The 26,168-nt window shown below is 68.2% G+C and carries 23 protein-coding genes; 11 read left to right on the top strand and 12 right to left on the bottom strand.

Going from position 1 to position 26,168, the window contains the following annotated elements; all coding sequences use genetic code 11:
* Positions 1 to 64: 64 nt before the first annotated feature.
* From trpC to FB600_RS28035, 3 genes are read left to right on the top strand one after another with little or no spacing between them, the layout of a single operon-like run.
* The gene (gene trpC / locus FB600_RS28045; RefSeq protein WP_096749797.1) at positions 65 to 850 is read left to right on the top strand and encodes an indole-3-glycerol phosphate synthase TrpC; all 786 of its coding nucleotides are present in this window, start codon (positions 65 to 67) and stop codon (positions 848 to 850) included.
* 11 nt (positions 851 to 861) lie between these two features.
* Positions 862 to 1,488, top strand: coding sequence for a CYTH domain-containing protein (locus tag FB600_RS28040; protein ID WP_025100552.1), 627 nt, complete (start codon positions 862 to 864; stop codon positions 1,486 to 1,488).
* Between the two features lie 3 nt (positions 1,489 to 1,491).
* Positions 1,492 to 2,352, top strand: coding sequence for a uracil-DNA glycosylase (locus FB600_RS28035; RefSeq protein WP_145757697.1), 861 nt, complete (start codon positions 1,492 to 1,494; stop codon positions 2,350 to 2,352).
* 132 nt (positions 2,353 to 2,484) lie between these two features.
* Here FB600_RS28035 and FB600_RS28030 read toward each other — a convergent pair whose 3' ends face one another.
* From FB600_RS28030 to FB600_RS28015, 4 genes are all read right to left on the bottom strand, one after another.
* On the bottom strand, positions 2,485 to 3,084 hold the full coding sequence (locus FB600_RS28030) for an FMN-dependent NADH-azoreductase (RefSeq protein WP_145757698.1): 600 nt from the start codon (positions 3,082 to 3,084) through the stop codon (positions 2,485 to 2,487).
* A gap of 144 nt (positions 3,085 to 3,228) precedes the next feature.
* Positions 3,229 to 5,019 carry a M61 family metallopeptidase gene (locus FB600_RS28025; RefSeq protein WP_098154585.1) on the bottom strand — a complete coding sequence of 597 codons (1,791 nt, stop codon included), beginning with the start codon at positions 5,017 to 5,019 and terminating at the stop codon, positions 3,229 to 3,231.
* Between the two features lie 142 nt (positions 5,020 to 5,161).
* Positions 5,162 to 5,887: a DsbC family protein gene (locus FB600_RS28020; protein WP_096749801.1), complete on the bottom strand. Its 726-nt coding sequence runs from the start codon at positions 5,885 to 5,887 to the stop codon at positions 5,162 to 5,164.
* A gap of 127 nt (positions 5,888 to 6,014) precedes the next feature.
* Positions 6,015 to 7,196 (bottom strand): UbiH/UbiF family hydroxylase, encoded by a 1,182-nt coding sequence (locus FB600_RS28015; RefSeq protein WP_096749802.1) that lies wholly within the window; start codon positions 7,194 to 7,196, stop codon positions 6,015 to 6,017.
* Between the two features lie 501 nt (positions 7,197 to 7,697).
* On the opposite strand from FB600_RS28015, the gene FB600_RS37830 reads away from it, so the two are divergent.
* From FB600_RS37830 to FB600_RS27995, 4 genes are all read left to right on the top strand, one after another.
* Positions 7,698 to 7,820 carry a hypothetical protein gene (locus tag FB600_RS37830; RefSeq protein WP_036030550.1) on the top strand — a complete coding sequence of 41 codons (123 nt, stop codon included), beginning with the start codon at positions 7,698 to 7,700 and terminating at the stop codon, positions 7,818 to 7,820.
* Positions 7,821 to 7,949: 129 nt separating this feature from the next.
* Positions 7,950 to 8,315, top strand: a complete 366-nt coding sequence (locus tag FB600_RS28005; RefSeq protein WP_096749803.1) for a hypothetical protein — start codon at positions 7,950 to 7,952, stop codon at positions 8,313 to 8,315.
* Positions 8,316 to 8,709: 394 nt separating this feature from the next.
* Positions 8,710 to 9,804 (top strand): redox-regulated ATPase YchF, encoded by a 1,095-nt coding sequence (ychF, locus tag FB600_RS28000; protein WP_013696515.1) that lies wholly within the window; start codon positions 8,710 to 8,712, stop codon positions 9,802 to 9,804.
* Between the two features lie 126 nt (positions 9,805 to 9,930).
* Complete coding sequence (locus tag FB600_RS27995; RefSeq protein WP_096749805.1) at positions 9,931 to 10,329, top strand: nucleotide pyrophosphohydrolase; 399 nt, start codon at positions 9,931 to 9,933, stop codon at positions 10,327 to 10,329.
* Between the two features lie 31 nt (positions 10,330 to 10,360).
* On the opposite strand, the gene ribD is transcribed toward FB600_RS27995, so the two are convergent.
* The 6 genes from ribD to FB600_RS27965 all read right to left on the bottom strand — a co-directional run bounded on the left by ribD (position 10,361) and on the right by FB600_RS27965 (position 17,291).
* Complete coding sequence (gene ribD / locus FB600_RS27990) at positions 10,361 to 11,515, bottom strand: bifunctional diaminohydroxyphosphoribosylaminopyrimidine deaminase/5-amino-6-(5-phosphoribosylamino)uracil reductase RibD (protein ID WP_373421859.1); 1,155 nt, start codon at positions 11,513 to 11,515, stop codon at positions 10,361 to 10,363.
* Complete coding sequence (locus FB600_RS27985; RefSeq protein WP_096749806.1) at positions 11,512 to 12,495, bottom strand: formylglycine-generating enzyme family protein; 984 nt, start codon at positions 12,493 to 12,495, stop codon at positions 11,512 to 11,514. The genes ribD and FB600_RS27985 overlap by 4 nt, the downstream gene beginning before the upstream one ends.
* Before the next feature lie 119 nt (positions 12,496 to 12,614).
* On the bottom strand, positions 12,615 to 14,306 hold the full coding sequence (locus tag FB600_RS27980; protein WP_096749807.1) for a WD40 repeat domain-containing protein: 1,692 nt from the start codon (positions 14,304 to 14,306) through the stop codon (positions 12,615 to 12,617).
* Positions 14,303 to 14,941: a GTP cyclohydrolase II gene (ribA, locus tag FB600_RS27975; RefSeq protein ID WP_013696509.1), complete on the bottom strand. Its 639-nt coding sequence runs from the start codon at positions 14,939 to 14,941 to the stop codon at positions 14,303 to 14,305. The genes FB600_RS27980 and ribA overlap by 4 nt, the downstream gene beginning before the upstream one ends.
* A gap of 121 nt (positions 14,942 to 15,062) precedes the next feature.
* Entirely contained in the window at positions 15,063 to 15,800 is a 738-nt protein-coding gene (locus tag FB600_RS27970; RefSeq protein WP_096749808.1) for a class I SAM-dependent methyltransferase, read from the bottom strand.
* 585 nt (positions 15,801 to 16,385) lie between these two features.
* Positions 16,386 to 17,291, bottom strand: a complete 906-nt coding sequence (locus FB600_RS27965; protein ID WP_025100566.1) for a LysR family transcriptional regulator — start codon at positions 17,289 to 17,291, stop codon at positions 16,386 to 16,388.
* Positions 17,292 to 17,386: 95 nt separating this feature from the next.
* Between FB600_RS27965 and FB600_RS27960 the strand changes: the two genes are divergently transcribed.
* The 4 genes from FB600_RS27960 (at position 17,387) to FB600_RS27945 (ending at position 23,789) form a co-directional block, all read left to right on the top strand.
* Positions 17,387 to 17,968: a DMT family transporter gene (locus FB600_RS27960; RefSeq protein WP_096749809.1), complete on the top strand. Its 582-nt coding sequence runs from the start codon at positions 17,387 to 17,389 to the stop codon at positions 17,966 to 17,968.
* A 39-nt stretch (positions 17,969 to 18,007) separates the two neighbouring features.
* Positions 18,008 to 19,147 carry an efflux RND transporter periplasmic adaptor subunit gene (locus FB600_RS27955; RefSeq protein ID WP_098154600.1) on the top strand — a complete coding sequence of 380 codons (1,140 nt, stop codon included), beginning with the start codon at positions 18,008 to 18,010 and terminating at the stop codon, positions 19,145 to 19,147.
* The gene (locus tag FB600_RS27950) at positions 19,144 to 22,236 is read left to right on the top strand and encodes an efflux RND transporter permease subunit (protein WP_145757699.1); all 3,093 of its coding nucleotides are present in this window, start codon (positions 19,144 to 19,146) and stop codon (positions 22,234 to 22,236) included. Before FB600_RS27955 ends, FB600_RS27950 begins: the two co-directional genes overlap by 4 nt.
* 65 nt (positions 22,237 to 22,301) lie before the next feature.
* A complete protein-coding gene (locus tag FB600_RS27945; RefSeq protein ID WP_098181341.1) occupies positions 22,302 to 23,789 on the top strand; it encodes an efflux transporter outer membrane subunit in 1,488 nt (495 codons plus the stop codon).
* A gap of 97 nt (positions 23,790 to 23,886) precedes the next feature.
* On the opposite strand, the gene FB600_RS27940 is transcribed toward FB600_RS27945, so the two are convergent.
* Together FB600_RS27940 and FB600_RS27935 are read right to left on the bottom strand one after the other, a co-directional pair.
* Positions 23,887 to 25,230 (bottom strand): O-antigen ligase family protein, encoded by a 1,344-nt coding sequence (locus FB600_RS27940; RefSeq protein ID WP_096749812.1) that lies wholly within the window; start codon positions 25,228 to 25,230, stop codon positions 23,887 to 23,889.
* The gene (locus FB600_RS27935; RefSeq protein WP_098181342.1) at positions 25,230 to 26,126 is read right to left on the bottom strand and encodes a beta-1,4-mannosyl-glycoprotein beta-1,4-N-acetylglucosaminyltransferase; all 897 of its coding nucleotides are present in this window, start codon (positions 26,124 to 26,126) and stop codon (positions 25,230 to 25,232) included. The genes FB600_RS27940 and FB600_RS27935 overlap by 1 nt, the downstream gene beginning before the upstream one ends.
* Positions 26,127 to 26,168 lie beyond the last annotated feature (42 nt).

Raw genomic sequence — 26,168 nt, 5'->3', positions numbered from 1 at the left:
ACCGGCCAGCCGGTCGGCCAATCCACCCGGATCCCGGTCCGAACCCCATTCCGTCGGATTTGCCATGAGTGACATCCTCAACCGAATCATTGGCGTCAAGCGCGAGGAAATCGCCGCCGCGCTGCAGAGCACGCCGCTCGAAGCCCTCAGGCTGGAAGCCGAAACCCGCGATCTGCGCGACTTCGTCGGCGCGCTGCGCGCCAGGCACGCGGCCGGCCAGTCAGCCGTGATCGCCGAGGTGAAGAAGGCCAGCCCCTCCAAGGGCGTGCTGCGCGAGCATTTCGTGCCGGCGGAGATCGCCGCCTCGTATGCGCAGCACGGCGCGGCCTGCCTGTCGGTGCTGACCGACGAGCAGTTCTTCCAGGGCAGCGCGCGTTATCTCAAGGAAGCCCGCGCGGCCTGCGAACTGCCGGTGCTGCGCAAGGACTTCATCGTCGACGCCTACCAGGTGCTCGAAGCGCGTGCGATGGGCGCCGACGCGATCCTGCTGATCGCCGCCGCGCTCGACACGCCGCAGATGCAGGACCTGGAAGCCTATGCGCATTCGCTGGGCCTGGCGGTGCTGGTCGAGGTGCATGACCGCGACGAGATGAACGAGGCGCTCACGCTGAAGACGCCGCTGATCGGCATCAACAACCGCAACCTGCGCACTTTCGAGACCACCATCGAGACCACGCTGGGCATGCTCGACATGGTGCCGGCCGATCGCATCGTGGTGACCGAATCGGGCATCCTCGCGCGCGCCGACGTGGAACGCATGAAGGCGGCCGACGTGCACTGCTTCCTGGTCGGCGAGGCCTTCATGCGCGCCGAGCAACCGGGCGAGGAACTCGCCCGGATGTTCTTCTGACGCGCATCGCGATGGCCATCGAAACCGAAATCAAGCTGGCGCTGCCGGCCGGCGCGCAGGGCGCGGCCCGTAGCGCGCTGGACGCCTGCGCCGGCGCGGCGGGCCGCGAGATCCATCTCGCCAACGTCTATTACGACACGCCCGATCTCGCCCTGGCACGGGCCAAGAGCGCCATTCGCGTGCGCCTCGCGCCGCAAGGCTGGCTGCAGACCTTCAAGACGGTCGGTTCGGCCGAGCAGGGCCTGCACACGCGCCACGAATGGGAGCTGCCGGTAGCCGGCGATGCGCTGGAGATCGACGCGCTGCTGGCCGTCTGCGACGTGCCGGCCGCGGCCGACGCGCTGCGCGCGGCCGCGCCGCGGCTGGTCGCGCTGTTCCGCACCGATTTCGCGCGCACGCTCTGGCGCATCGTCCGTGACGGCAGCACCGTCGAGGCCGGGCTCGATCTCGGCGAGATCATCGCCGAGGTGGACGGCGACACGCGTCGCGCGCCGATCCGCGAGATCGAACTCGAATTGATCGAGGGCGACGAGGCCGTGCTGCACACGCTCGCGAACGAACTCAAGGCCGCGCTGCCGGGCCTCGCGCCCGACGACCAGAGCAAGGCGCAGCGCGGCTACCGCCTGCGCGACGCCTGAACCATGGCGAGCCGTTCCCCCTCCCGCGCCAAGCCGCGCGACGTCTCGCAAGCGTCACTGTTCGACGAGCCGGCCACGCCCACGCCCGGCAACACCGAAACCGCAGTGATCGCGGCGGATGTCGGCGCCGGCGCGGCACCGGCGGCGCTGCCGCTCGAGGCGCAGTTCGAGGCCCTGCCCACCGCATGGCGCGAGCTGCTCGCGCCCTTCGTGTCGAGCGACGCCTATGCCCCGCTGTGCCGCTTCGTCGACGCCGAACGCGCGGCCGGCAAGACGATCTACCCGGCCGACGTATTCCGCGCGCTGCGCCTGACCTCGCCCGACGAGGTCCGCGTGGTGATCCTCGGCCAGGACCCGTATCACGGCGACGATCGCGGCACGCCGCAGGCTCACGGCCTGGCCTTCTCGGTGCCGCCGGCGGTACGCCCGCCGCCTTCGCTGCGCAATATCTTCAAGGAAATCGCCGCGAACTTCGGGCACGATACGCCGAAGCACGGCTGCCTCGACTCCTGGGCGCGCCAGGGCGTGCTGCTGCTCAACACCGTGCTGACGGTCGAGCAAGGCGCGGCCGCGAGCCACGCGAAACGCGGCTGGGAGCCCTGCACCGATACGCTGATCCGCGAACTGGCGCGCCGCCATCGCGCTCTGGTGTTCATGCTGTGGGGCGCGCACGCGCAGGCCAAGCGCGCGCTGTTCGATACCAGCGCGCATTGCGTGCTCGAGTCGCCGCATCCCTCGCCGCTCTCCGCGCACCGCGGCTTCCTCGGCAACCGGCATTTCGCGCTGGCCAACGACTACCTGGCCGAGCACGGCAAGGCGCCGATCGACTGGCGGCTGCCCGCCGAGGCCGTCACGCTGGCCTGAAGCCGGGCCACGCCCGATCCTCCCGCCGCAAACGAAACAGCCCGACCGGCCTATGCCGATCGGGCTGTTTTCATTCAAGGCAGCAGCCGAAGCGCGCGCCGGGGGGCGCGGCGCACGCTCCGGAAAGCCGCCTCAGGCTGCCGCGGCGATCGCTTCGCGGGCTGCCGCCAGCGCGGCCGTTTCCGCGTCCGGGCCCATGTTCAGGCCTTCGGCGTGGATGAAGCTGACGTCGGTCATGCCCAGGAAGCCCAGGAAGGTCTTCAGGTACGGCGTCTGCGTGTCGTTCGGCGTGCCGAGGTACTTGCCGCCGCGGGCCGAGACCACGAACACCTTCTTGCCCGTGACCAGGCCTTCCGGGCCGTTCGCGGTGTAGCGGAAGGTCACGCCGGCGCGGGCGATCCAGTCGAAATAGGTCTTCAGTTGCGAGGAGATGCCGAAGTTGTAGAGCGGCGCGGCGATCACGACGATGTCGGCGGCCTGCAGTTCGGCGACCAGCTCGTCGCTCTTCGCGACGATCGCGTTCTGCTCGGCGCTGCGTTGTTCAGCCGGCGTGAAGAAGGCGCCGAGCACGGTGTCGTCGAGGTGCGGCTGCGCATTCGCGAGCAGATTGCGCACCACCACCTTGGCGCCCGGGTTGGACTGGGCCAGCTTGGCGGTCAGTTCGTCGGACAGTTGGGTCGAGCGGGCGCCTTGCGAGCGGGCGGCGGAATTGATTTGCAGGATGGTCGTCATGTCGGGCTCCGTTGGGTTTGCGCTGGAAGCAGCGCGAGTGGGGCCCATTGTGCGGATCCCCCCCGACATGAAAAAGCGGGCCGCCGGCGACGGATTGTTGCAACAGCGGGACAATCCACCGCGACCCATCGCCGGTTTACCGTGCTACAGCCCCAGCCAGGCGTTCTGCCAGGCACGCCGCGCAGCCGGCTTGTCGGCCGCCGCCAGCTTGTAGCGCACCACGTCGGGCGCGTCGAGCCGCAGCGTGGTGGTGCGCAGCTCGTCGCGGCGGAAGGCATGGGCTTCGACCCTGTCACCAGGGCGGTAGCGCGCCAGCAGCCCCTCCAGGTTGCTGCCCGTCACGCGCAAACCGTCCAGCGCGACCAGCACGTCGCCGGCCGACAGCCCGGCCCGATGCGCGGCACCGCCCTCGTGCACCACCGCCAGCGTGCAATCGCCTCCACCGCGTACGCGCGCACCGATCGAGGGTTTCGCGCCGGGGCCCGCCTCGGGCGAGAGCGTCACGCCGAACGGCTCGAACAGCTCGGCCAGCGGCAGGTCGCGCGTGCCCGAGACGGCATCGTCGAACAAGCGACCCAGGTCGACGCCGGTGGCCTCGACGATCAGCGCGGCCACCTCGCCCTCGGCCACGCCTCGCGGCTGGCCTTGATAGAAGTCGCGGCCGTAGCGCGTCCAGAGCAGGCGCATCAGGTCGTCGAGCGACTTGCGATTGCGCGTCGCGGCGCGGATCGCCAGGTCGAAGCTCAGCGCCACCAGCGAACCCTTGGTGTAGTAGCTGACGATCGCGTTCGAGGCGTTCTCGTCCTGGCGGTAGTACTTGACCCAGGCGTCGAACGAGCTTTCCGCCACGCTCTGCTTGGTGCGGCCCGCGCCGCGCAGCACGCCGCCGACGGTGCGGCCCAGCGCGGCCAGGTATTCCTCGCGGCTCATCAGGCCGCTGCGCACCAGCATCAGGTCGTCGTAGTAGGAGGTGAAGCCCTCGAACAGCCACAGCAGCGAGGTGTAGTTCTCCTGCTTCAGGTCGTAGGGGACGAAGGCCGCCGGCTTGATCCGCTTGACGTTCCAGGTGTGGAAATACTCGTGGCTGCACAGGCCCAGATAGGTGCGGTAGCCCTCGCTGGTTTCCGGGCGGCCCTTCACCGGCAGGTCGGTGCGGTTGCAGATCAGCGCCGTCGAGGCGCGATGCTCGAGGCCGCCGTAACCATCGCTGACGGCCTGCGTCATGAACACGTAGCGCGCCATCGGCGCCTTCTTCGTGCGTGGCTCGAACAGCGCGATCTGCGCCTCGCAGACGCGCTTCAGGTCCGCGCACAGGCGCTCCATGTCGAGCCGCGCGACGCGGCCCGCGATCACCACGTCGTGCGGCACGCCATGCGCGTCGAAGCTCGCCAGCGCGAATTCGCCGAGCGTGACGGGATGGTCGATCAGTTCGTCGTAGTTGTCGGCTTCGTAGTCGCCGAACGCGTAGCGTCGCGTGCCGCGCGCCTCGCGCAGCGCCGTCGCCACGCGCCAGCGGCGCGCCGTCTCGCCCTCGGGCTTGCCGATCGCCACCACGCAGGGCGCCGCCTCCTGCCCCTCGACGGCCAGGAACACGCTGGTGCCGTTGAAGAAGCCGCCGGTATCGTCGAGATGCGCGGCGCGCACCGAGAGATCCCAGGCATAGACCTCGTAGCGCAGCGTCAGCGGCCCCTCGACCGGCGCGGCCTGCCAGCTGTGCTTGTCGGCCTTGGCGATGCGGACCTTGCGGCCGGCCTCGTTGAAGGCGCGCAGCGTGACGATGTTGCGCGCGAATTCCCGCACCATGTAGCTGCCCGGGATCCACACCGGCAGCATGAAGCGCTGGCCGGCCGGGTCCGGCTCGGCGACGCTCAGCGTGACTTCGAACAGGTGGGCGGCGGGGTCCTTGGGGACGATGGAATAGCGGATCGGGGTCATCGGGGGCATCGGCAAAGGTTGGCGAAACGGGCCGGCAACAAAACGGTTCGTGAAGCAGGTTGTGAAGCGGGTTCGAGATGCGAAAAAGGCGCCAGACGAATGCCGGCGCCTCTTGCTGGTTCGGGCGCTAGGGCCCGGCGCGTCACTTGACGGCGGCCAGCGCGCTGTTGAGCTGGTCGGCGGACACCGCGCCCGGCAGGCGCGTGCCGTCCGCCAGGATGATGGTGGGCGTGCCCGTCACGTTCAGGCCGCGGCCCAGCGCCAGGTTCTTGTCGAGCGCCGAGGTGTCGCAGTTGCCGGCGCCGCTCGGCGGCTGATGGCTGACCATCCAGTTCTCCCAGCTCTTGGCGCGATCCGAGGCGCACCAGATCGCCTTCGACTTGACCGTCGAATCGGGCGTCAGCACCGGGTAGAGGAAGGTATAGACGGTGATGTTGTCCATCGACTGCAGCGTCGATTCGAAGCGCTTGCAGTAGGGGCAGTTCGGATCCGAGAACACCGCGATCTTGCGCGCGCCGTTGCCCTTCACGTACTTGATCGCGTTGTTGAGCGGCAGGCTGGCGAAATCGACCTTGTTGATCTCGGCCATGCGCGCCTCGGTCAGGTTCTTGCGCGTCTTGGTGTCGACCAGGTCGCCGAGCAGAACGTAATCGCCCGCCGCATCGCTGTAGACGATCTGCGACCCGAGATTCACTTCGTAGAGGCCCGGGATCGGCGACTTCTCGATGCTCTTGACGGTCGCGTCGCCCAGGCGCGCCTGCAGCGTGGTCTTCAGCTTGTCGGTGGTCTGGTCAGCCTGCGCGGTGCATCCCAGCGTGGCGGCGGCGGTCGCCAGCACGAGCGCGGCGATGCGGACTGTGGTTTTCATTCACTCTTCCTTGGGGGTCTGTCGGAGCACGTCCGTTAGTGTACGACGGTGGGCGAACCCTGTCCGACCGGCCGGCGCCGGATCGGTTCGTCACGAAATCAGGATCGGAATCGGATCGCGGCGGCGCTCAGCCGAGCGCCGAGGCGACCAGCCAGCGCTTGACGAAGGGCTGCGCGCCGACCAGCGCCATGCCGGTGTTGCGGGCCACGCGCGCCAGTGTGCCGGGCAGCGCGAACAGCCGTTGCAGGCCGTCGGTGGCCGCCATCAGCGCGCGGATGTCCTCGCGGCGCGAGCGCTCGTAGCGGCGCAGCAGCACGGTGTCGCCCAGATCGCGGAAGGCTTCGCGCGAGGCGATGGCATCGGCCAGCGCGGCCACGTCGCGCAACCCGAGATTCATGCCCTGCCCGGCCAGCGGGTGGATCAGGTGGGCGGCATCGCCGACCAGGGCCACGCGCGGCGCGATCAGCCGGTCGACGGTCTGCAGCGCCAGCGGGAAACCCTGGGCCGGCGTCACGCAATCGAGCGCGCCGAGCTGGCGATGCGTGACGCGTTCGACCTCGGCCGCCAGTTGCGCCGGATCGAGCGCCAGCAGTTCGTCGGCATGCGCCGTGTGCGCCGACCAGACCAGCGAGACGTGACCGTCGGGCAGCGGCAGCAGGGCGACGATCTCGCCGTCGCGGAACCACTGCCAGGCGGTTTCGCGGTGCGGCTCGGCGGCCTTGAAATTGGCGACCACGCCGGTCTGCCGATAGTCGCGCCGCTTGACCTTGGCACCCATCTGGGAACGCACCCAGGAATGCGCGCCGTCGGCGCCCACCACCAGGTCGGCCGAGATCACCTCGCCGTTGGCGAGCGACAGCGTGGCGCGCTCGGGCGTGATGTCGAGCCCCTGGGCACGCGTGTCGATCCAGCTCAGGTTCGGCTGGAAGCGCAGCGCCGCATCCAGCGCCCGCTCGACCAGCGAGGATTCGCCGATCCAGGCCAGTTGCGGCACCGCGGCCTGGAAGGCCGAGAAATGCAGCTCCGCCTGGGCGTCGCCGTAGACGCGCATGTCGTAGACGGGCGCGAGCCGCGTGTGCTCGAGCGCCTGCCAGACGCGCAGGCGTTCGAGCAAGGCCTGGGAGCTGGCCGACAACGCGTAGACGCGCGCGTCGAACGCCGTGTCGGCCGCGCGCGGCGCGGCGGGCTGCGCGAGCAGCGCCGTCTTGAGGCCGGCCTGAGTCATGGCGAGCGCCGCGGTCTTGCCGACAAGGCCGCCGCCGACCACGGCGACGTCGAAGGTCTGAGGATGGGCAGTCATGGCGCGCATTATAGCTGCGGGGCCGTTTTTTCCATGTGGCACGGGCTTGCGGAAGATCAGCGCGAACGGGAGTTCGGCGGCGATCTCCAGCGACTCGCCGAGGCTGCGGAACGACGGCGCCGAGCGGCACGACGAAGCGCGGCATGGTAGCGGAGAAAACTGTCGCGCGCGACCGACACGGACAAACCCTGCCCGAGATCGCCCCCCGGGTTCCGCGGCCCTTGCCGCCGCGCTCGATCGCCAGTCCGGCGCCCCCTTCCGGCACTGAACGAGACGGCGCTTGGGCGCTGCGAATCCACCGTGCCGAGCTTCCCGCCCCCGCCTTTTTTTGCTCCCTCCACAAGCCGCGGCGATCCGAACCCATTTCATCCGTAACCGCCCCCGCGATCGCCCCGTGAGGCACGGCCCGCAAGCATTACAACCCACACGTTTCCTTACAAACGCATACCGCTTGTCATGCCCGGCGCCGCTACAGTCGGCTCCATCGATGAACCAAAGGGAAACGCCATCATGAAACTCAAACGCATCGCCCTCCTCGCCTCGCTCGCCGTGCTGCTCGGCTCCACCCTCGGCGGCTGCATCGTGGTGCCGGACGGCGGCTACCACCACCATCGCGACTACTATCGCTACTGATCCGCCGCGCGCGAGTCCGGGCGATTCCGGGCTTGCGTGCAATCGTCCATGGCATGCTATTGTTGATTCGTCGGCCCCGCGTATCACCGGTGACGGAAAGCGACTCTCAACCCCATCTCGAGCATGGCCATGAGCGACGTACACCCCAACCTCACCCAACACGACCGCGTCGAGCTGCTGTGCTGGCTCACCGTCGGAAATCTCGGCGCGTTCTACCTGAACGAATCGTGGCCTGCGGCATCCTTCCAGGTGCAGGCCGCGCACAAGTGGCTCGACCGCCACTTGCGCGAAGCCGATTGGCTCTGCATCGCCAAGCTCGCCGCCGTCGCGCTCGACATCGCCAGGAAGCACGGCGACTTCGTCGAGAAGGCCTGGGCGCGCGACGCCGTCGAGGAAATCATCGATACCGATGAGCTCGACATGCAGTCGCGGCTCGTCGCGCTGGTGATGGAAGACTGCCGAGCGGCGCTGGCCGACCGACGCGTCGCCGACTGACGGGCGGCGCGCTCGCCAGGAACGGCGAATTCCCGGGGTGGCAACGCTCCGGTCGTTCGACCGTCGGCGCAGCCTGTCGATGCTGGCGTGCGCGGCTCCCGCCGTAACCGGGCTTGCCCTCGTCTCGCCCGCCCCTGGTCGGCGGCGCCCCGCCCGCCGCGCCGCCGTTTCCGTCCCGCGCCGCCGCCGCCGTCCCTCCCGCTTGAAATCCCCCCGATCCGAACGCGATACAATTGCGCCTTTCGCGGGCTGCATCCGCGCGAAACCGCCGGCTCCAGCGCCCGGTCGCGCCGCCTGCCGCCCCGCCCCGGTTCCGTCTTGCGCGGCCGATCGGCCCGAAGCTGCCGGGCGCGCCCCGCGCGAGCACACAACATCTGATCCAGAAAGGTTTCCCATGAGCCTCAAATGCGGCATCGTCGGCCTGCCCAACGTCGGCAAGTCCACCCTGTTCAACGCGCTGACCAAGGCCGGCATCGCCGCCGAGAACTACCCGTTCTGCACCATCGAGCCGAACGTCGGCATCGTCGAGGTGCCGGATGCGCGCCTGAAGGCGATCTCGGCGATCGTCAATCCCGAGCGGATCGTGCCGGCGGTGGTCGAGTTCGTCGACATCGCGGGCCTGGTGGCCGGTGCCAGCAAGGGCGAAGGCCTCGGCAACCAGTTCCTCGCCAACATCCGCGAAACCGACGCGATCACCCACGTGGTGCGCTGCTTCGAGGACGAGAACGTGATCCACGTGGCCGGCCGCGTGAGCCCGCTCGACGACATCGAGGTGATCAACACCGAACTGGCGCTGGCCGACCTGGGCACCGTCGAGAAGGCGCTCACGCGCTATTCGAAGGCCGCCAAGTCGGGCAACGACAAGGAAGCGGTCAAGCTGGCCGCCGCGCTCGAGAAGGTTCGTGCCCACCTCGACCAGGGCAAGGCCGTGCGCGGCCTTGACCTGTCCGAGGACGAGCGCGCGATCCTCAAGCCGTTCTGCCTGATCACCGCCAAGCCGGCGATGTACGTGGCCAACGTCAAGGACGACGGCTTCGAGAACAATCCGCACCTGGACGCCGTGCGCAAGTACGCCGAGGCCGAGAAGGCGCCGGTGGTGGCGGTGTGCGCCGCGATCGAGGCCGAGATCGCCGATCTCGACGATGCCGACAAGGAAGCCTTCCTGGCCGACATGGGCATGGACGAGCCGGGCCTGGACCGCGTGATCCGCGCCGGCTTCAAGCTGCTCGGCCTGCAGACCTATTTCACCGCCGGCGTGAAGGAAGTGCGCGCCTGGACCATCCATATCGGCGACACCGCCCCGCAGGCGGCCGGCGTGATCCACACCGATTTCGAGCGCGGCTTCATCCGCGCGCAGACCATCGGCTACGAGGACTACATCGCCTACAAGGGCGAGCAGGGCGCGAAGGAAGCCGGCAAGATGCGCGCCGAAGGCAAGGAATACGTGGTGCACGACGGCGACGTGATGAACTTCCTGTTCAACGTCTAAGGCATGCGCCGGGACGGGTTGCGATCCGGCTCGAACATGGGAAGCCCGCCGACGGCGGGCTTTTTGTTATCCAGCGGGACTCGAGAACCGGTTTTCTCGACCCGGTTTTTCCCAAGGAGCCCAGCCGTGAACGACCAGAACGAGCGCGACAGCCTGCTGACGGCACGTGACATCCTTCGTGAATTCGTCGCCGAGCGCGGCTGGGCCAGGTTCCACACGCCGAAGAACCTCGCCACGGCCTTGAGCGTCGAGGCGAGCGAATTGCTCGAGCCGTTCCAGTGGCTGAATTCGGGCGAGACCGCCGAACTCGGCGAAGCCGGTCTGCAGGCGGTGCGCCATGAAATGGCCGACGTGCTGGCCTACCTGGTCCAGCTCGCCGACCGGCTGGACGTCGACCTGCGCGCGGCCTTCCTGGAAAAGATGGCGATCAATCGCCGGAAATACCCGGCGGAGAAGGTATTCGGAGATTCGCGCAAGTATTCCGACTACGAAGACGATCACGGCAATTCAGCGCCGCCTGCCTGAAAACCCCGCCGCGCTTGATTTCGCCCTCACCTCAAGACACACCCTCGAACCGCGCCAGGATCCGCAGATCCTCGCCGACCCGCTCGACGTCATGGAAGCGCAGCTTCACGCGCGACTCCAGCGAGACCGGCGCGCTGAGCTCGAACATCGCCGCCGCATCGGCACCCAGCAGGCTCGGCGCGACATAGACCAGCAACTCGTCCACCAGCCCCGCGCGCAGCAGCGCCCCGCTCAGCGTGCGCCCCGCCTCCACGTGCAGCTCGTTGTCGCCGCGGCAGCCCAATTCGCCCAGCACGGCGGCCAGGTCGACCGAGCCGCGCGCGTTGGCCAGCGACACCACCTCGGCGCCACGCGCGCGCAGCGCATCGGCACGCGCGCGCGCCGGCGCATCGAGCTCACCGCAGAACACCAGCGGCGGCGCACCGGCCATCAGCCGCGCCTCGTGCGGCAGGTCGAGCCGGCCGTCGATCAGCACGCGCCGCGGCTGGCGCGGCGTATCGATGCCGCGCACGTTCAGTTGCGGATCGTCGCCGCGCACCGTGCCGATGCCGGTCAGGATCGAGCAGGCCCGCGCGCGCCAGGCATGGCCGTCGGCACGCGCGGCGGCGCCGGTGATCCACTGGCTCGCGCCGCCGGGCAGCGCGCTGCGGCCGTCGAGCGAGGCGGCCATCTTCATGCGCACCCAGGGCCGAGCGCGCGTCATGCGCGACACGAAGCCGATATTGAGCTCGCGCGCCTCATCCTCGAGCACGCCGCCGCGCACCTCGATGCCGGCCTCGCGCAGCATCGCGTAGCCACGCCCCGATACCTGCGGGTTGGGGTCTTCCATCGCCGCCACCACGGTGGCGATGCCCGCCTCGACCAGCCCCTTCGCGCATGGCGGCGTGCGGCCGTAATGGCTGCACGGCTCGAGCGTCACGTAGGCGGTCGCGCCGCGCAGCTCATGTCCGCGAGCACGCGCATCCTTCATCGCGCGCACCTCGGCATGGTCGTGGCCGGCCGGCTGGGTGTAGCCCTCGCCGATCAGGATCCCGTGCTTGACGATCACGCAGCCGACCCGCGGATTCGGCGTGGTCGTATACAGCCCCCGCGCCGCCAGCTCCAGCGCCCTGGCCATCCAGGCGCGATCGAGCGCCTCGCGCGAGGCATCGTCGTGGACCTGGATACTGCGCAGCGCGCCGCTCATCGCAGCGTCTCCGCGAGCCGGAAACCCATCGCGTAGATGTCGCGCTGGTAGCGTCCGTGGCGGCGCGCGCAGCGCGCCAGGTCGCCGAAGCGCGTGAAGCTGCCGCCGCGCGCGACGCGATAGGCGCCCTGGGTCAGGGCGAGATCGTCGTCGATCGCATCGCCGCCGGGATAGGCGCGGTAGTCGTCGGCGACGTATTCCTCGACATTGCCGCCCAGGTCGTCGATGCCGAACACGCTGCGGCCGGCCGGAAAGATGCCGACCGGGGTGGTGCTCAACGGGCCCGCCTCGACCGTGTTCGCGGCGGCCGGATCGAACGCGTCGCCCCAGGGATATTCGCGCGCCGCGCCGCCGGCCGCCGCGTATTCCCATTCGGCCTCGCTCGGCAGCCGGAACGCGCGCCCGGTCTTGCGCGCGAGCCAGCGCGCATAGTGGTCGGCCGCCTCGGCCGACACCGACCACACCGGATGATTCGAGCGTTCGGTCGGATAGACGCCGAAGGCCCAGGAACTCGGCAGCTCGGTCGAGCCGGTGTCCTCGAGGAACAGGCGGTATTCGAGGTTGCTGACCGGATAGCGCATCAGCGCATAGGCGGCCAGCTCGACGGTGTGGGCCGGGCATTCCTTCGCGATCCAGGGCTCGATCACGCCGACCCGCTCCCACTCGGCCAGCACGCGCCCGAGCTCGGCGGGATCGAGGCCGATCCTCGCCCGCGCCGCCTCGATGCGCCGCATCACCGGCTCGAGCGGACGAATGCGCGGATCGCCGAGCAGGCCGAGCAAGGCGCCCGCCGCATGACGGCGCGCGAACGGCTGGGCGGGATCCTCGACGATCTCGACCAGGCAGGGCGCGCCGGCGCCGAGCAGGTCCTCGTGGCCGGCGAGCAGCGCGGCCGGCGTGCGCGCGACGAAGGTTTCGGGCAGGCCCATTGCCTCGCGATCGGTGAGGCGGTTCGGATTGTCAGCCAACGTGATGGTCATGGTCGGTAGCAGTCGATTGCAGGATCGGATGGGCAAATCGCGCGCGGTGCGGCAGCCGTTGCGCGCTCGGACGAAAGGCCGGCCAGCGGCCGCCGCAGCGGGCGCCGGCCGGGCCGGCTTCAGCGCGGGATCGCCGGCACGCGGTAGACCTGGCCGTCGTAGGAGCTGGCGAGGAAATGCCGCGACAAGGGATCGAAGCTCAACGAGGACACGCCCGCCGTGCTCACGCGCGCATCGAAGCTCCAGCGTCGCTCGACGCGGTCGTAGATCGCCACGCGCCCGTAGTAGCTGCCGGTGGCGACGTAACGACCGTCGCCGCTCGCGCTCACGCACTTGATCGAATGCGTGTGCGGCGTGTCGATCAGCTCGACCTGCTGGTCGGGCGACCAGATCCGCAGCTTGAGATCGCGGCTGATCGAGGCGAAGTAGCCCTCGCCGAGGCCGGCGCAGCCATTGGCGATCTTGTCGTGCGCATCGGGCAGCGTGGCGACGATCTCCAGCGTCGAGCAGCGCACCCAGGTCGCCGAGGCATCGGCCGCCACCGAGAACAGCAGGTCGCCCGAGCGCGCCACGCCCTTCACCGCGTTCGGATGCAGCGGCAGGTCGCGCACGTGCCGCACCTTGTCGCCCTCGATGCGCAGCACGATGCCCTCGCCGGTATAGGCGCCGACGATCGCATGCGTCACCCCCTCGTGCTCGAAGCTGGCCGCGCAGTTGAGCGGCGAGCGGTGCTGGTAGAGCTCGCGCCCGCTGCGCGCGTCGAACAGCTTGCCGAGCTGGCCGCCCGTCAACACCACCTCGCCCGCCATCGTCAGGAAGTTGCAGAGGCTGTGCGTGTTCGCGTGCTCCACGCCGTCGACGCGCACCACGCCCGCGTCGCCGATGGTCCAGACCTTGCCGTCGATCGCGATCGCCGCGTTGGCGCCGTGGGTCGGCGCGATCTCGCGGCTGTCCCAGCGCGAGAGCTTCCAGTTGTAGCGGCGATAGGTGGAATGGAAGGTCGAGAAAACGATGTGGTCGTCGCCCTCGAACGAGCAGGAGCGCGGCCAGACCTCGGGCGGCAGTTGCGTGCCGCCGCTGGCCTCGGGCATGCCCGCGCCGACCTTCCACAGCCGCATGGTGCGGTCGTAGGACAGCGACACCAGCAGGCCGCGCCGGCCGTCGAGCACCAGGCGCTTCACGCCGGCGTCGTGCGCCTTGAGCGTGGCGCGCCGATCGCCGTCGATCATGATGATCTCGCCTTCGTCGTTGCCGGCGAAGATGCGGCTGTCCGGGGCGATCACGATGGTGTCGGTCTCGATGCCGTTCAGGTCGACGTCACCCACCAGGCCGCCGGTGGCGAGCGACCAGCGTTTGATGGTGCCGTCGTCGCTCGACGAGACCAGCTCGTCGGCATCGCTCATCCACTCGACCGAGATCACGTCGGCGGCATGCCCCGCGAAGGTCTGCACCAGCCGGCCGGAGAAGTCATAGACGCGCACGCGATGGTCGCGCGAAGCGGTCGCCACCAGCGGCTTGGACGGATGGAACACGCTCATCTCGACGTCGTCCTCCTGGTCGGCGAACACCGCGACCAGGCGCAGGTTCGGCACGGTCCACAGACGCGCGGTGTAGTCGGACGAGGAGGTCACCACGTAGTCGCCGTTCGGCGAGAACGCGCCCTGGTTGGCGAGATGGTCGTGCATCGCGCGCGCCAGCGGCTGCTGCGTCTTCGCGTCCCACAGGATCACCTGGTTGTCGTAGCCGGCCGTCAGCACGTATTGGTCGCGATGGGCGGCGATGCCGCTGATCGGGCTGCGATGGGCAATCATTGCATTTCTCCGTTGAGCTTGATGGCATGCCGGTGCTGGGTCGCCTTCGCATGCAGATAACCGAAGTTGACGCTGTTGGCGAACACGCCGGTCGACTTCACCTGGCGCACCTTGATGCCGTGATCGGTCAGTTGCGCGGTCTTGTCGGGGTTGTTGGTGACCAGCGAGACCTCGCCGACGCCGAGCGCCGTGAGCATCTGGGCCGCCACGCGGAAGTCGCGCAGGTCGTCGGGGAAGTTCAGCGCGCGATTGGCCGCGAAGGTGTCGAGCCCCTGCGAGATCTGCAGGCGATACGCGTCGAGCTTGTTGTAGAGCCCGATGCCGCGCCCTTCCTGGCGCAGATAGAGCAGGATGCCGCCGCGCTCGCCGAACAGCGCGACCGACTCGTCGAGCTGCTCGCCGCAATCGCAGCGCGCGGAGCCGAACACGTCGCCCGTCAGGCATTCGGAATGCAGGCGTACCAGCGGCGCCTCGCCGATCTTGCCGAACACCAGCGCGATATGCTCGGCGCCGTCGCAAAGACCGTTGAAGGTCACCATCTCGGTTTCAAATGCCGTCGCGCTCGAACGCGGACGAATCGGCACCTTGATGCGTGTGCGGATGCTCACGCCGGAATGATCATCGGATTGATTCATGGCTCGGCCTCTCAGGTTCAGGAGATGCGCGCGCATCGGCAGAGACGCTAGCGGGCTGCCATGCCTTGCCGATTTGCGCAGAATCTGGACGAATCGGGCGGATCGGGCCGCCTCTGGAATATCAGGGCCTGCAGATCAGGCCGGTCTGCAGGCAGTTGTTCTGGAACACGTCCCAGAAACCAGGCGGGTGGGTGGCGATGTCGTCGGCACCGAGCAGCGGCTTTTGCCATTCGAAGTGGCGGAACCCCGCCTCGGCGATCGCGCTTTCGTAATCGGCGCGGCTCCAGCGGTAGAAGCTGAACGGGCTGGGCGGCTCGGTGACGAACTCGGCATCGTGGCGATGGCCGGGGCCCCAGGCGCGCTCGTTGAGCACGTTCACGCCGTATTTCGCGAAATTGCCCTTGGCCAGCGAGAAATCGGGATCGACGGTATAGGCCACCAGCTTGCCGTCCGGCTTCAGGCTCGCGCGCACCACCTTGAACATCTTGCGCAGGTTCTCGACCGAATCCGCGTAATTGAAGAGCCAGGCGGCATTGACCAGGTCGAATTGCCCGAGCGGCTCCATGTTCGCCACGTCGCGCACGTGGAATTCGAGCGGATCGCCGTATTTGCGTGATTCCTCGCGGGCCAGGTCGATCATCTTCTCGGAGATGTCCACGCCGACCACGCTGGCCGCGCCGCGCCGGTAGATTTCGCGCCCGAAAAAACCGAATCCGCAAGCCAGATCCAGCACCGACTTGCCGGAAACATCACCAATCATGTGGAAAATCGTGCGGACCTCGATGGCCCGCTGCGCGGCGGATTGCGTGAAATCCTCAAACAATCCGCCAATCGAATCGTATCGAGCTGTCGTACTCATTCGTAACCTTTCCATATCAACGGAATCACTATCGATGGGTCAATCGGCTGACTATCCAGATTTATCGATATTCGCCTCCTCCTTATCGAGCAGATTCATGATTCGGCATGTACGCCATGAATATGCATGACAAAATGCCGCCGCATTCCCTCGAAATAGTTTGGAATTTGACTTAATTCACTCAATGAGAGCGGATTGTATCCAAGCGAATCGGTCCCATGAAATTCTTTGGATGCATCGCCATCATTCATTTCGAGAATTTTTTACAGCCCGTCACACTTCCGCTATTCGTCAGACGGATTTGCTGAATCAGAATCACAGCTGAATGCATGCATCGGCATGAGATACCGGATCGAGGCATCGCAAGCCGCCCATTCGCGATATCAATTCATCTTATTTTTTACATTCATGCGAAATACATAACAAAAAGCATGCGACGCAAATATCCAATCCAGAATCCGAAATAATTCGAAAATGAAAAAATCCCGTGCAATACCTCGCACGGGATCGGCAATTCAATTCGGAACAGGAATGCGGACGCGGCGGAAAATCCGGAGAAAATCGCCTGGAGCGGCGAGCCGGGAATCAGCGGTCGCGCACCACCCGCGCGATCACCTGGCGCAGCCAGCTGTGCGCGGGGTCGCCCTGCCGGCGCTGGTGCCACATCTGCTGGAACTCGAAGGACTCCACCGGAAACGGCGGGTCGAACACGCACAGCCGCGTGTCGGCACGCACCGCGTCGAGGTTGCGCCGCGCCACCGTCAGCACCAGGTCGGTGTCCACGATCAGCTCGTTGGCCACGCCCCAGTGCGGCAGGATCACCGCGATGCGGCGCTCGGCGCGCAGTTGCGCGAGTGCGCGGTCGATCTCGTTGTCGGTGCCGGCGCGCATCGCCACCAGCGCATGCGGGCGCGCCAGCCAGGCCTCCAGGTCGAGCATGCGCGAGGCCGGCATGCTGGCCGCGTCGGCCAGGCAGGCGAAGGTCTCGACGAACAGCGTCTCGGTGTGCAGCTCGGTGGACGGCGGCGGGAACACGCCGAGCGCGAGGTCGACCTCGCCGTCCATCACCTGCATGCGCATCGCCTCGCGGGTCGCCTGGCTGACCACCAACTCGATGCCCGGCGCGGTCGCGCGCAGCATGCGCACCAGCCTGGGCAGCACGATGCGCGCGCCGTAGTCGGACATCGACACGCGAAACACCCGCTGCGCCTGCGAGGGATCGAATTCGGGCGGCTCGAGCAGGGCGCCGAGCTGGTCCAGCGCATCCGACAACGGCTGCATCAGCTCGCTGGCGCGCGAGGTCAGCTCCAGGCCGCCGCCGCGCCGCACCAGCAGCGGGTCGTCGAAGATGTCGCGCAGATGCGCCAGCGCATGGCTGATCGCGGGCTGGCTCTTGTGCAGGCGCATGGCGGTGCGGGAGATGTGCTTCTCCGTCATCAGGGCCTGCAGGGTCACCAGCAGGTTGAGATCGATCCGCTTTAGATTATTCATAATTTGAATTACAGGGATAATTACTACGAATTTTCATTCAGATTATTAATATAAGAGAATCGGCCCGAACACAACCACCGCGTGATGAACGAACGATGCCGACCTCTCTTTCGCTCTCGACCGCCACCCTCGCCTGCGCTGCCCTGGTGGCCGGCGCCCTGGTGCCGCTGCAGGCGGGCAGCAACGCCGCGCTGGGCCGCGCGCTCGGCCATCCGCTGTGGGCCACCGTCGCCTCCCTGCTGGTGAGCCTGCTGTGCGTGCTGCCCGCGCTGTTCGTGATGCACGCGCATGCGCCGCTGCTCGGCCGCGCGACGCAACTGCCGGTGTGGATCTGGTTCGGCGGCATCGCCGGCGTGATCTACATCACCTCGGCCCTGGTGCTGACGCCGCGCCTGGGCGCGACCACCTTCATCGTCAGCGTGATCGCGGGCCAGATGCTGACCTCGCTGCTGATCGACAACTACGGGCTGATGGGACTGCCCGTGAAGCCCGCCAATCCCGGGCGGGTGGCCGGCGTGCTGCTGATCTTCGCCGGCATGCTGCTGGTGCAGTGGTTCACCCCCGCGCCGGCGCCGCGGCCGGCCGACGGCCAGGCAGGCGCGGCCGCCGGCACCAGCGCCGAGGCCAGCCCTCACGCCGCCCGCGAGATCGAGACGAGCGCGCATCCCCACACCTGATCCGGCCTGCGGGCCGATTTCCGCGTAGTCGAGACACCCATGAAATCGTCGCAACTGATTCTTGCCGGCACCGCCATGGCGGTGGTGTTCGGCGGCCTGTTCCTGTGGCGCAGCGGCCGCGAGGCGGTCGCCAACGAGGCGCCGCCCCCTTCCCCCCCGATGAGCGTGACGGCCAGCGTGGTGCGCGCCGGCACCGCGCCCTCCACGCTCGACGCGATCGGCACCCTGCTGGCGGTGCGGCAGGTGATGCTCGCGCCCGAGGTGGCCGGCCGCGTCACTGCGATCCACTTCACGCCGGGCAGCCAGGTCCGCCAGGGCGAGCCGCTGGTCCAGCTCTACGACGACCCGGAACGCGCCCAGCTCGCCAGCCTGCAGGCCAGGGCGGTATTCGCGAAGAGCCAGCTGGCGCGCTCGCGCACGCTCGCGCCGGTCGGCGCCGAGCCGCGCAGCGTGTTCGACCAGCACCAGTTCGACTATCAATCGGCCAGCGCCGACGCGCGCCAGGTCGAGGCGGTGATCCGCCAGAAGCTGGTGCGCGCGCCGTTCGCCGGCGAGATCGGGATCCGCCAGGTCAATCTCGGTCAGTACCTGAACGCGGGCGAGGCCATCGCCACGCTGACCGACCTCGACACGCTCTACGCCAACTTCACCCTGCCGCAGAAGTACCTGGGGCAACTGCGCGCCGGCCAGGCCGTGCACCTGGCCGCCGATGCCTATCCGGGCCGCGATTTCGTCGGCAAGGTCACGGCGATCGAGCCGCGCGTGGGCGACGCCACCCGCAACGTGACGGTGCAGGCCACCCTGGACAACCGCGGCCACCCGCTGCGACCCGGCATGTACGCGCACGTCACCCTGGAGCTGCCTTCGCGGCCCGACGTGCTGACCGTGCCCGACACGGCGGTGCAGAGCTCGCAGGACGGCGATACCGTCGCGGTGGTCGAGAAGCCGAACACGCAGGGCGTCGGCACCGTCGCGTTCCGCAAGGTGCGCACCGGGATCGCCGGCGGCGGGCGCATCGAGGTGCTCGACGGGCTGCGTGCCGGCGAGGTGGTGCTGAGCGCGGGCCAGGTGCGTGTCGCGCCCGGCGCACGCGTGAAGATCGCCTACGACCGCCACGACGGCGACCAGGCCAGCCTGGCGGCCGGCCCCAGCGACACGGAAACGGAGACGGCGCAATGAGCACGCAGCGCACGCAGCCGGCCTTCACCGACATCTTCATCCGCCGCCCGGTGCTGGCCCTGGTGGTCAGCCTGCTGATCCTGCTGGTCGGCCTGCGCGCGCTGATGTCGCTGCCGATCCGCCAGTACCCGACGCTGGAGAGCGCCACCATCAGCGTCGAGACCGACTACCCGGGCGCCTCGCAGGCGCTGATGCAGGGTTTCGTCACCACTCCGATCGCGCAGTCGATCGCGACCGCCGACGGCATCGACTACCTGAGCTCGAGCACCACCCAGGGCAAGAGCGTGATCAAGGCGCGCCTGCGCCTGAACGCCGATTCGAATCGCGCCATGACGGAAATCATGGCCAAGGTGCAGGAGGTCAAGTACAAGCTGCCCGCCGACGCCTACGACTCGATCATCACCAAGCTGACCGACGCGCCGACCGCGGTGATGTACCTCGGTTTCGCGAGCGACACGCTGTCGATCCCCGAGATCACCGACTACATCGTGCGCGTGGCGCAGCCGCTGGTGACCACGGTGCCGGGCGTGGCCTCGGCCGACATCCTCAGCGGCCAGAACCTCGCGATGCGCGTCTGGCTCGATGCCGACCGGCTCGCCGCGCACGGCCTCTCGGCCGGCGACGTGTCGGCCGCGCTGAAGGCCAACAACGTGCAGGCCGCGCCGGGCCAGATCAAGGGCGCGCTGACGCTGGCCGACATCAGCGCCAACACCGACCTGCAGGACGCGCGCGCGTTCGGCGACCTGGTGGTGCGCGCGGCCGACAACGGCTACAGCCTGGTGCGGCTGCGCGACGTGGCCACCGTCGAGATCGGCGGCCAGAACTACGATTCGAGCGCGCTGATGAACGGCCGGCGCGCGGTCTACATCGCCGTCAACGCGACGCCCTCGGGCAACCCGCTGGAGATCGTGCAGGGCATCGACGCGCTGCTGCCGGCGATGGAGCGCAACAAGCCGGCCGGCCTCACCATCGCCGACGGCTTCGACGTGGCCCGCTTCATCCACGCCTCGATCGACGAGGTGCGCACCACGCTGGCCGAGACGGTGGTGATCGTGGTGGTGGTGATCTTCCTGTTCCTCGGCAGCTTCCGCGCGGTGCTGATCCCGATCCTCACGATCCCGCTGTCGCTGGTCGGCACCGCCTTGCTGATGCTGCTGTTCGGCTTCTCGCTGAACATCCTCACCCTGCTGGCGATGGTGCTGGCGATCGGCCTGGTGGTGGACGACGCGATCGTGGTGGTCGAGAACATCCACCGTCATATCGAGGCGGGCGAGCCGCCGGTGCGCGCCGCGCTGATCGGCACGCGCGAGATCGTGATGCCGGTGATCGTGATGACCGGCACCCTGGTGGCGGTCTACGCGCCGATCGGGCTGATGGGCGGGCTGACCGGCTCGCTGTTCAAGGAGTTCGCCTTCACGCTGGCGGGGTCGGTGTTCGTGTCGGGCGTGATCGCGCTGACGCTCTCGCCGATGCTGGGCTCGCTGCTGCTCACCGCGCAGCTCTCCGAAGGGCCCATCGTCAAGCGCATCGAGCAGGTGATGGCGCGCCTGACCGGCTGGTACCGGCGCGGCCTGCGCGCCAGCCTCGGCGCGCGGCCGCTGGTGCTGCTGGTGGGCGTGGTGGTGCTGGCCGGCATCGTGCTGCTGTTTTCGGGCGTCAAGCGCGAACTCGCGCCGCCCGAGGACCAGGGCTCGATCATGGCCGTCATGAAGGCGCCGAAGTACGCCAACCTCGACTACATGGAGCGCTACGCGCCCGAGCTCGAGCGCGCCTTCCGCGCCTTCCCCGAAGCCGATACCAGCTTCATCCTGAACGGCTACAACGGCAGCAACCTGGGCTTCGCCGGCGTCAACCTGGTGGACTGGTCCAAACGCGAGCGCGGCGCGGCGCAGTTGCAGGGCATCGTGCAGAACGGCGCGAGCGCGATCGAGGGCGAGCAGATCTTCACCTTCCTGCTGCCCTCGCTGCCGGCGTCCAGCGGCGGCCTGCCGGTGCAGATGGTGGTGCGCGCGCCGGCCGATTACCCGCAGCTCTACGAGACGGTCGAGAAGCTCAAGGCCGCCGCGGGCAAGAGCGGGCTGTTCTCGACCGTCGACAGCGACCTCACCTTCGACAGCCGCGCCGTCAGGCTGACGATCGACCATAGCCAGGCCAACGCGCTCGGCGTCACCATGCAGGACATCGCCGATACGCTGGCCGTGCTGGTCGGCGAGAACTACGTGAACCGCTTCAACTTCAAGGGCCGCTCCTACGACGTGATCCCGCAGGTCGCGCGCGGCGAGCGGCTCACGCCCGAGACGCTGGCACGCTACTACGTGAAGACGCGCAGCGGCGCGATGATCCCGCTCTCGACGGTGGTGCGCGTCACCACCGGCAACCAGGCCAGCATGCTGAACCAGTTCAACCAGATGAACGCGGTCACGCTGTCGGCCGTGCCGGCGGCCGGCGTGACGATGGGGCAGGCGGTCGACTTCCTGGCCGCGCAGTCGCTGCCGCACGGTTATTCGATCGACTGGCTCGGCGAATCGCGGCAATACGTGCAGGAAGGCAATCGCCTGACCGTCACCTTCGTGTTCGCGCTGATCGTGATCTTCCTGGTGCTGGCCGCGCAATTCGAGAGCCTGCGCGACCCGCTGGTGATCCTGGTCTCGGTGCCGCTGTCGGTCTGCGGCGCGCTGGTGCCGCTCTACCTCGGCTATGCCACGCTGAACATCTACACGCAGATCGGCCTGGTCACCCTGATCGGCCTGATCACCAAGCACGGCATCCTGATGGTCAGCTTCGCCAACGACCTGCAGCGCGACGAGGGGCTGGACCGGCTCGCCGCGATCGAGCGCGCCGCCGCGGTGCGCCTGCGCCCGATCCTGATGACCACCGCCGCGATGGTGGCCGGCCTGGTGCCGCTGGTGTTCGCCAGCGGCGCCGGCGCGGCGAGCCGCTTCGCGATCGGCATCACCGTCTCGACCGGGATGCTGGTCGGCACGCTGTTCACGCTGTTCGTGCTGCCCACCGTCTACACCTTCCTCGCGCGCAATCACGGCGCCGTGCGCGCCTCCGAGCGCGAACGCCTGCTCGCCACCCAGCATTGAGACGCATCGTGTCCGCCTTCGCTCGCTTCGCCGTCCGCTTCCCCTTCCCCGCCCTGAAACCGTCGATGACAGCTGGCGCGGCGGTCCTGCTGTTCGCCGCCACGGGCTGCACGATGGCGCCGCATTACCAGCGGCCCGCTGCACCCGTGTCGGGCAGCTTCCCGTCCGACGGCGTCTACGCGACGCAGCCGGGCGCGGACGGCTCGCACAGCGCCAATGGCCAGGCCGCCGCCGACATCGGCTGGCGCAACTTCTTCGCCGATCCGCGTCTGCAGGCGCTGATCGAGATCGCGCTGAAGAACAATCGCGATCTGCGCGTCTCGGTGCTCAACATCGAGGCGGCGCGCGCGCAGTACCAGATCACGCGCGCGGGGCTGTTCCCGACGCTGGACGGCACCGGCACCGGCAATACGCAGCGCCTGCCGGCCGGTGTGTCGACCACGGGCTCGCCGTTCATCTCGCGTGACTACAACGTCGGCCTCTCCGCCTCGTGGGAGCTGGACCTGTTCGGCCGGATCCAGAGCCTGAAGGACCAGGCTCTGGCGCAGTACCTGTCGACGGCCCAGGCTCGCAAGGCGGCGGAGATCTCGCTGATCTCGCAGGTGGCGGACCAGTACCTGACGCTGCAGTCCACGGACGACCTGTTGAAGGTCACCGAGGAGACGCTGAAGACGGCCCAGGATTCGTACAACCTGACCAAGCTGCAGTTCGACAACGGCACCGGCTCGGAACTGGACCTGCGCCAGGCGCAGACGGTGGTCGAGCAGGCGCTGGCGAACCAGCAGGCCGAGGCGCGCGACCGCGCGCAAGCCGTGAACGCGCTGGTGCTGCTGATCGGCGAGCCGCTGCCCGACGATCTGCCGGCTGGGCTGCCGCTGGATTCGCAGAGCCTGCTGACCGACATCCCGGCCGGCTTGCCTTCGGATCTGCTGACGCGCCGTCCCGACATCATGGAAGCCGAGCAGACGCTGCTGGCGGCCAACGCGAACATCGGGGCGGCCCGCGCGGCCTTCTTCCCGAAGATCTCGCTGACGGCCGCGTTCGGCACGGCGAGCCCGACGCTGGGCGGCCTGTTCAAGGCCGGCACGGCGGCCTGGTCGTTCGCGCCGAACATCGCCCTGCCGATCTTCGAGGGCGGCTCGAACATCGCGAACCTCGACTTGGCGCACGTGCAGAAGCGCATCGAGATCGCGAACTACGAGAAGGCGATCCAGACGGCGTTCCGGGAAGTGTCGGACGGGCTGGCGGCACGCGGCACGTATGACCAGCAGATCGCGGCGCTGGCGCGCAACGAAGAGGCGCAGCAGCGTCGCTACGATCTGTCGGACCTGCGCTACCGCAATGGCGTGGACAGCTACCTGACGGTGCTGACGGCCCAGACGGACCTGTACACGGCGCAGACCTCGCTGATTTCGGCGCGCCTGGCGCGCTGGACCAACCTGGTGGATCTGTATCGCGCGCTGGGCGGCGGCTGGATCGAGCACAACGGCGACCAGCCGCGCGAGGCCGATGCACCGGTCGACTACGGCAAGCCGGCGGCCAAGGCCCGCTGAGCGCGGTCACCGGATAAAAGAGGAACGAGGAAAACAAAAACGGCGCCGGGCAACATCACCGGCGCCGTTCGCGATCTCAGGCGTCGCGCGAGGCCATTCAGGCCGTGGCCTCGTCGGGCTCGGCCCGTTCGGCCAGCGCCTGGGCCAGCAGGCCCGCGATCATCAGCGCATTGAAGGTCGCGGTGTATTTGAGCGTAAACATCTCGAACATCACGCAGGCCACCATCAGGCAGATCATGAAGGCCAGACCGGTATCGGCCGTATGGCGCGCACGCGGATTGGCGCGGCGGGCACGCATCAGCAGCACCAGCGGCACCGCGAACAGCATCGCCACCGCCATCCCGCCGGCAATGCCCGAGCGCAGCAGGTTGGCCAGCAGTTCGTTGTGCGGCCCCGCGTAGATCATCATCCGCGCCCGTTCGCTGGCGAACGAGGTGATCCACGGCGCGTCGAGATAGGCACGGAACCCGACGTCGCCATAACCGCGCAGCGGATTGTGCACGAACAGCGCGACCGCGATCTTCCACATCGTCAAGCGCATGCCGCCCGATGTATCGGGATTCGACTGGTTCATCCACTGCGAGGTTTCGGTATAGACGCTGACGAGCCGCTGGGCCGCGCCGCTGAATACGCCGAAGGCGATCACGCAAGCCGCCACCGCGACCAGCACCAGCCCGATGGTCTTCATGTTCAGGGTCGGGCGGCGCAGCGCGAACCAGAGCACCACCGCGATCGGCGCAAGCAGGAAGGCGGTGCGCGTCTGCGAGCCCATCACCAGGTAGCCGCCCGCGATCAGGCCGATCCAGGCGAGTGCACGCACACCCGAGCCGTCCACCCGCCCCGCAGAACCGACCGAGAAGGCGCCGAGCATGGCGAGCATCAGCACGTAGACGCCGAAGGTATCGGTATCGACGAAGTAGGTCGCATAGCGGCCGCCCCAGACTGCCACCGCATGCGGATCGAAATGCACCTGCACGATCAGCCCGAGCAAGGCGATCGGCGCGGCCAGCCCGACGATGCGTACCAGGTCGATGCGCTTGTGATGGAACACCACGAGTACCGGGACCGCCACCAGTAGACGCGAGGGTGCGTCGAAGGCCCTCGCGATCCACTCACCGCGCAGCGCCTGGCCGACCGCGACCGAGATGATCGGCGCAGCCAGCGCCAATGCCGCGATCAGCAGCGCACGCCGGTTGATGCCGTGGCTCGCGTCGCGCCAGGCGGCGGGCAGGTCGACCAGCGACAGCAGGGCGAGCACGATCAAGCAAAAGTTGGCGGCGCCGCGCAGCGACATGTATAGCAACACTGCGGCAAAGCTGGCCAGCACCAGCGCCGCGTCGAGCCAGAGGGCGCCAGGACGGCCGACCACATCGGCCACCAGGCGCTGGAGTGCCGACTCGCGTGTAGCGTCGACGGCGGTTCGTTGATTGACTTGCTGCATTATTCACGGCCTCCCTTGACCGTTGACGTCGCGCCCGCGCCCGCCGGCGCGTCGATCAGCCAGCGCGCATAGCGCTCGCGCGCCTCGACGATCCCGCGCGGAAACTGGCGCGGTTCGAGCGCTTGCGGCACATAGCGCAGCGGCCGGTCGAGCACGTCCTGCCCGGAGCGGATCCGGCTCTCGATATAGGCGACGTCCTGGAACTCGTCGCGCATGAACTTCTGGTCGGCGACGCTCTTCATCTTGAGGATCATCGCCTCGGGGCTGGTGACCCACGAAAAATGCCAGCCCGCGTCGTGGATGTGCTGGACCTTGCGGCGCCGGAACCAGGCGCGCTTGAGCGAGCGCAAGAGCCCCGCCGACTTGTAGGAACGCACCGCGTTGACGTTGCCGAAGAACTGCGTCAGGTGCCGGTAGCTGGTCACGCGCGTGCCGATCCAGTCGGCGAAACCCTCGCCGTCCATCAGGCGGTTGTTCAGGAAATAGGCGTAGCAGTACTGGTGCAGGTCGGCGCGCAGGTAGCGGCGCGGATCGTACTGGCGCAGGCATTCCGGGCGCGGGATCTCGTCGAGGTCGGACACCACGATCAGGTCGTCGGGCGCCGCGTCGTGCAGGCCGTGGATCAGGTAGCTGCGCTGGTAGTTCTCGTTCTTCCACATGTCGGGCTCGCCCGGCGGCAGGTGGTCGATCGCGAGATAGCGGATCTTGTCGCGAAAGCGCGCGAAGCGCTCGCTGTCGAAATTCAGCGGCTTTTCATCACCGACCTGCGTGTAGCGCGACTCGGCGATCACGAAATAGTCGACGTGGTCCCACAAGGTCTCGAGCCGCAGCTCGAGCAGCATGTCCTCGTTGAAATAGCAGAAACAGTCGTAGATCTTCGGACGGGACGGATTCATCGGTGGCAACGGCTGCCGGAGCAAAAGAAGGGAAGGAACACG

The sequence above is a fragment of the Burkholderia sp. SJZ089 genome (assembly GCF_007828315.1).
GTDB lineage: Bacteria > Pseudomonadota > Gammaproteobacteria > Burkholderiales > Burkholderiaceae > Burkholderia > Burkholderia gladioli.
The sequence above is the reverse complement of the archived record's forward strand: the minus strand, read 5'-3'. Positions and strand labels throughout refer to the sequence as shown.

Bases quoted from the DNA above. Each gene is read 5' to 3' on its own strand.
- FB600_RS27950 (WP_145757699.1), top strand. From the start codon at position 19,144: ATGAGCACGCAGCGCACGCAGCCGGCCTTCACCGACATCTTCATCCGC.
- FB600_RS28015 (WP_096749802.1), bottom strand. From the start codon at position 7,196: ATGCGCGCCATGACTGCCCATCCTCAGACCTTCGACGTCGCCGTGGTC.
- FB600_RS27970 (WP_096749808.1), bottom strand. From the start codon at position 15,800: ATGAGTACGACAGCTCGATACGATTCGATTGGCGGATTGTTTGAGGAT.
- ychF (WP_013696515.1), top strand. From the start codon at position 8,710: ATGAGCCTCAAATGCGGCATCGTCGGCCTGCCCAACGTCGGCAAGTCC.
- FB600_RS28005 (WP_096749803.1), top strand. From the start codon at position 7,950: ATGAGCGACGTACACCCCAACCTCACCCAACACGACCGCGTCGAGCTG.
- trpC (WP_096749797.1), top strand. From the start codon at position 65: ATGAGTGACATCCTCAACCGAATCATTGGCGTCAAGCGCGAGGAAATC.
- FB600_RS27945 (WP_098181341.1), top strand. From the start codon at position 22,302: ATGACAGCTGGCGCGGCGGTCCTGCTGTTCGCCGCCACGGGCTGCACG.
- FB600_RS28030 (WP_145757698.1), bottom strand. From the start codon at position 3,084: ATGACGACCATCCTGCAAATCAATTCCGCCGCCCGCTCGCAAGGCGCC.
- ribA (WP_013696509.1), bottom strand. From the start codon at position 14,941: ATGAATCAATCCGATGATCATTCCGGCGTGAGCATCCGCACACGCATC.
- FB600_RS28020 (WP_096749801.1), bottom strand. From the start codon at position 5,887: ATGAAAACCACAGTCCGCATCGCCGCGCTCGTGCTGGCGACCGCCGCC.
- FB600_RS37830 (WP_036030550.1), top strand. From the start codon at position 7,698: ATGAAACTCAAACGCATCGCCCTCCTCGCCTCGCTCGCCGTGCTGCTC.
- FB600_RS27955 (WP_098154600.1), top strand. From the start codon at position 18,008: ATGAAATCGTCGCAACTGATTCTTGCCGGCACCGCCATGGCGGTGGTG.
- FB600_RS27965 (WP_025100566.1), bottom strand. From the start codon at position 17,291: ATGAATAATCTAAAGCGGATCGATCTCAACCTGCTGGTGACCCTGCAG.
- FB600_RS27960 (WP_096749809.1), top strand. From the start codon at position 17,387: ATGCCGACCTCTCTTTCGCTCTCGACCGCCACCCTCGCCTGCGCTGCC.
- FB600_RS27985 (WP_096749806.1), bottom strand. From the start codon at position 12,495: ATGACCATCACGTTGGCTGACAATCCGAACCGCCTCACCGATCGCGAG.
- FB600_RS28040 (WP_025100552.1), top strand. From the start codon at position 862: ATGGCCATCGAAACCGAAATCAAGCTGGCGCTGCCGGCCGGCGCGCAG.
- FB600_RS28035 (WP_145757697.1), top strand. From the start codon at position 1,492: ATGGCGAGCCGTTCCCCCTCCCGCGCCAAGCCGCGCGACGTCTCGCAA.
- FB600_RS28025 (WP_098154585.1), bottom strand. From the start codon at position 5,019: ATGACCCCGATCCGCTATTCCATCGTCCCCAAGGACCCCGCCGCCCAC.
- ribD (WP_373421859.1), bottom strand. From the start codon at position 11,515: ATGAGCGGCGCGCTGCGCAGTATCCAGGTCCACGACGATGCCTCGCGC.
- FB600_RS27935 (WP_098181342.1), bottom strand. From the start codon at position 26,126: ATGAATCCGTCCCGTCCGAAGATCTACGACTGTTTCTGCTATTTCAAC.
- FB600_RS27940 (WP_096749812.1), bottom strand. From the start codon at position 25,230: ATGCAGCAAGTCAATCAACGAACCGCCGTCGACGCTACACGCGAGTCG.
- FB600_RS27980 (WP_096749807.1), bottom strand. From the start codon at position 14,306: ATGATTGCCCATCGCAGCCCGATCAGCGGCATCGCCGCCCATCGCGAC.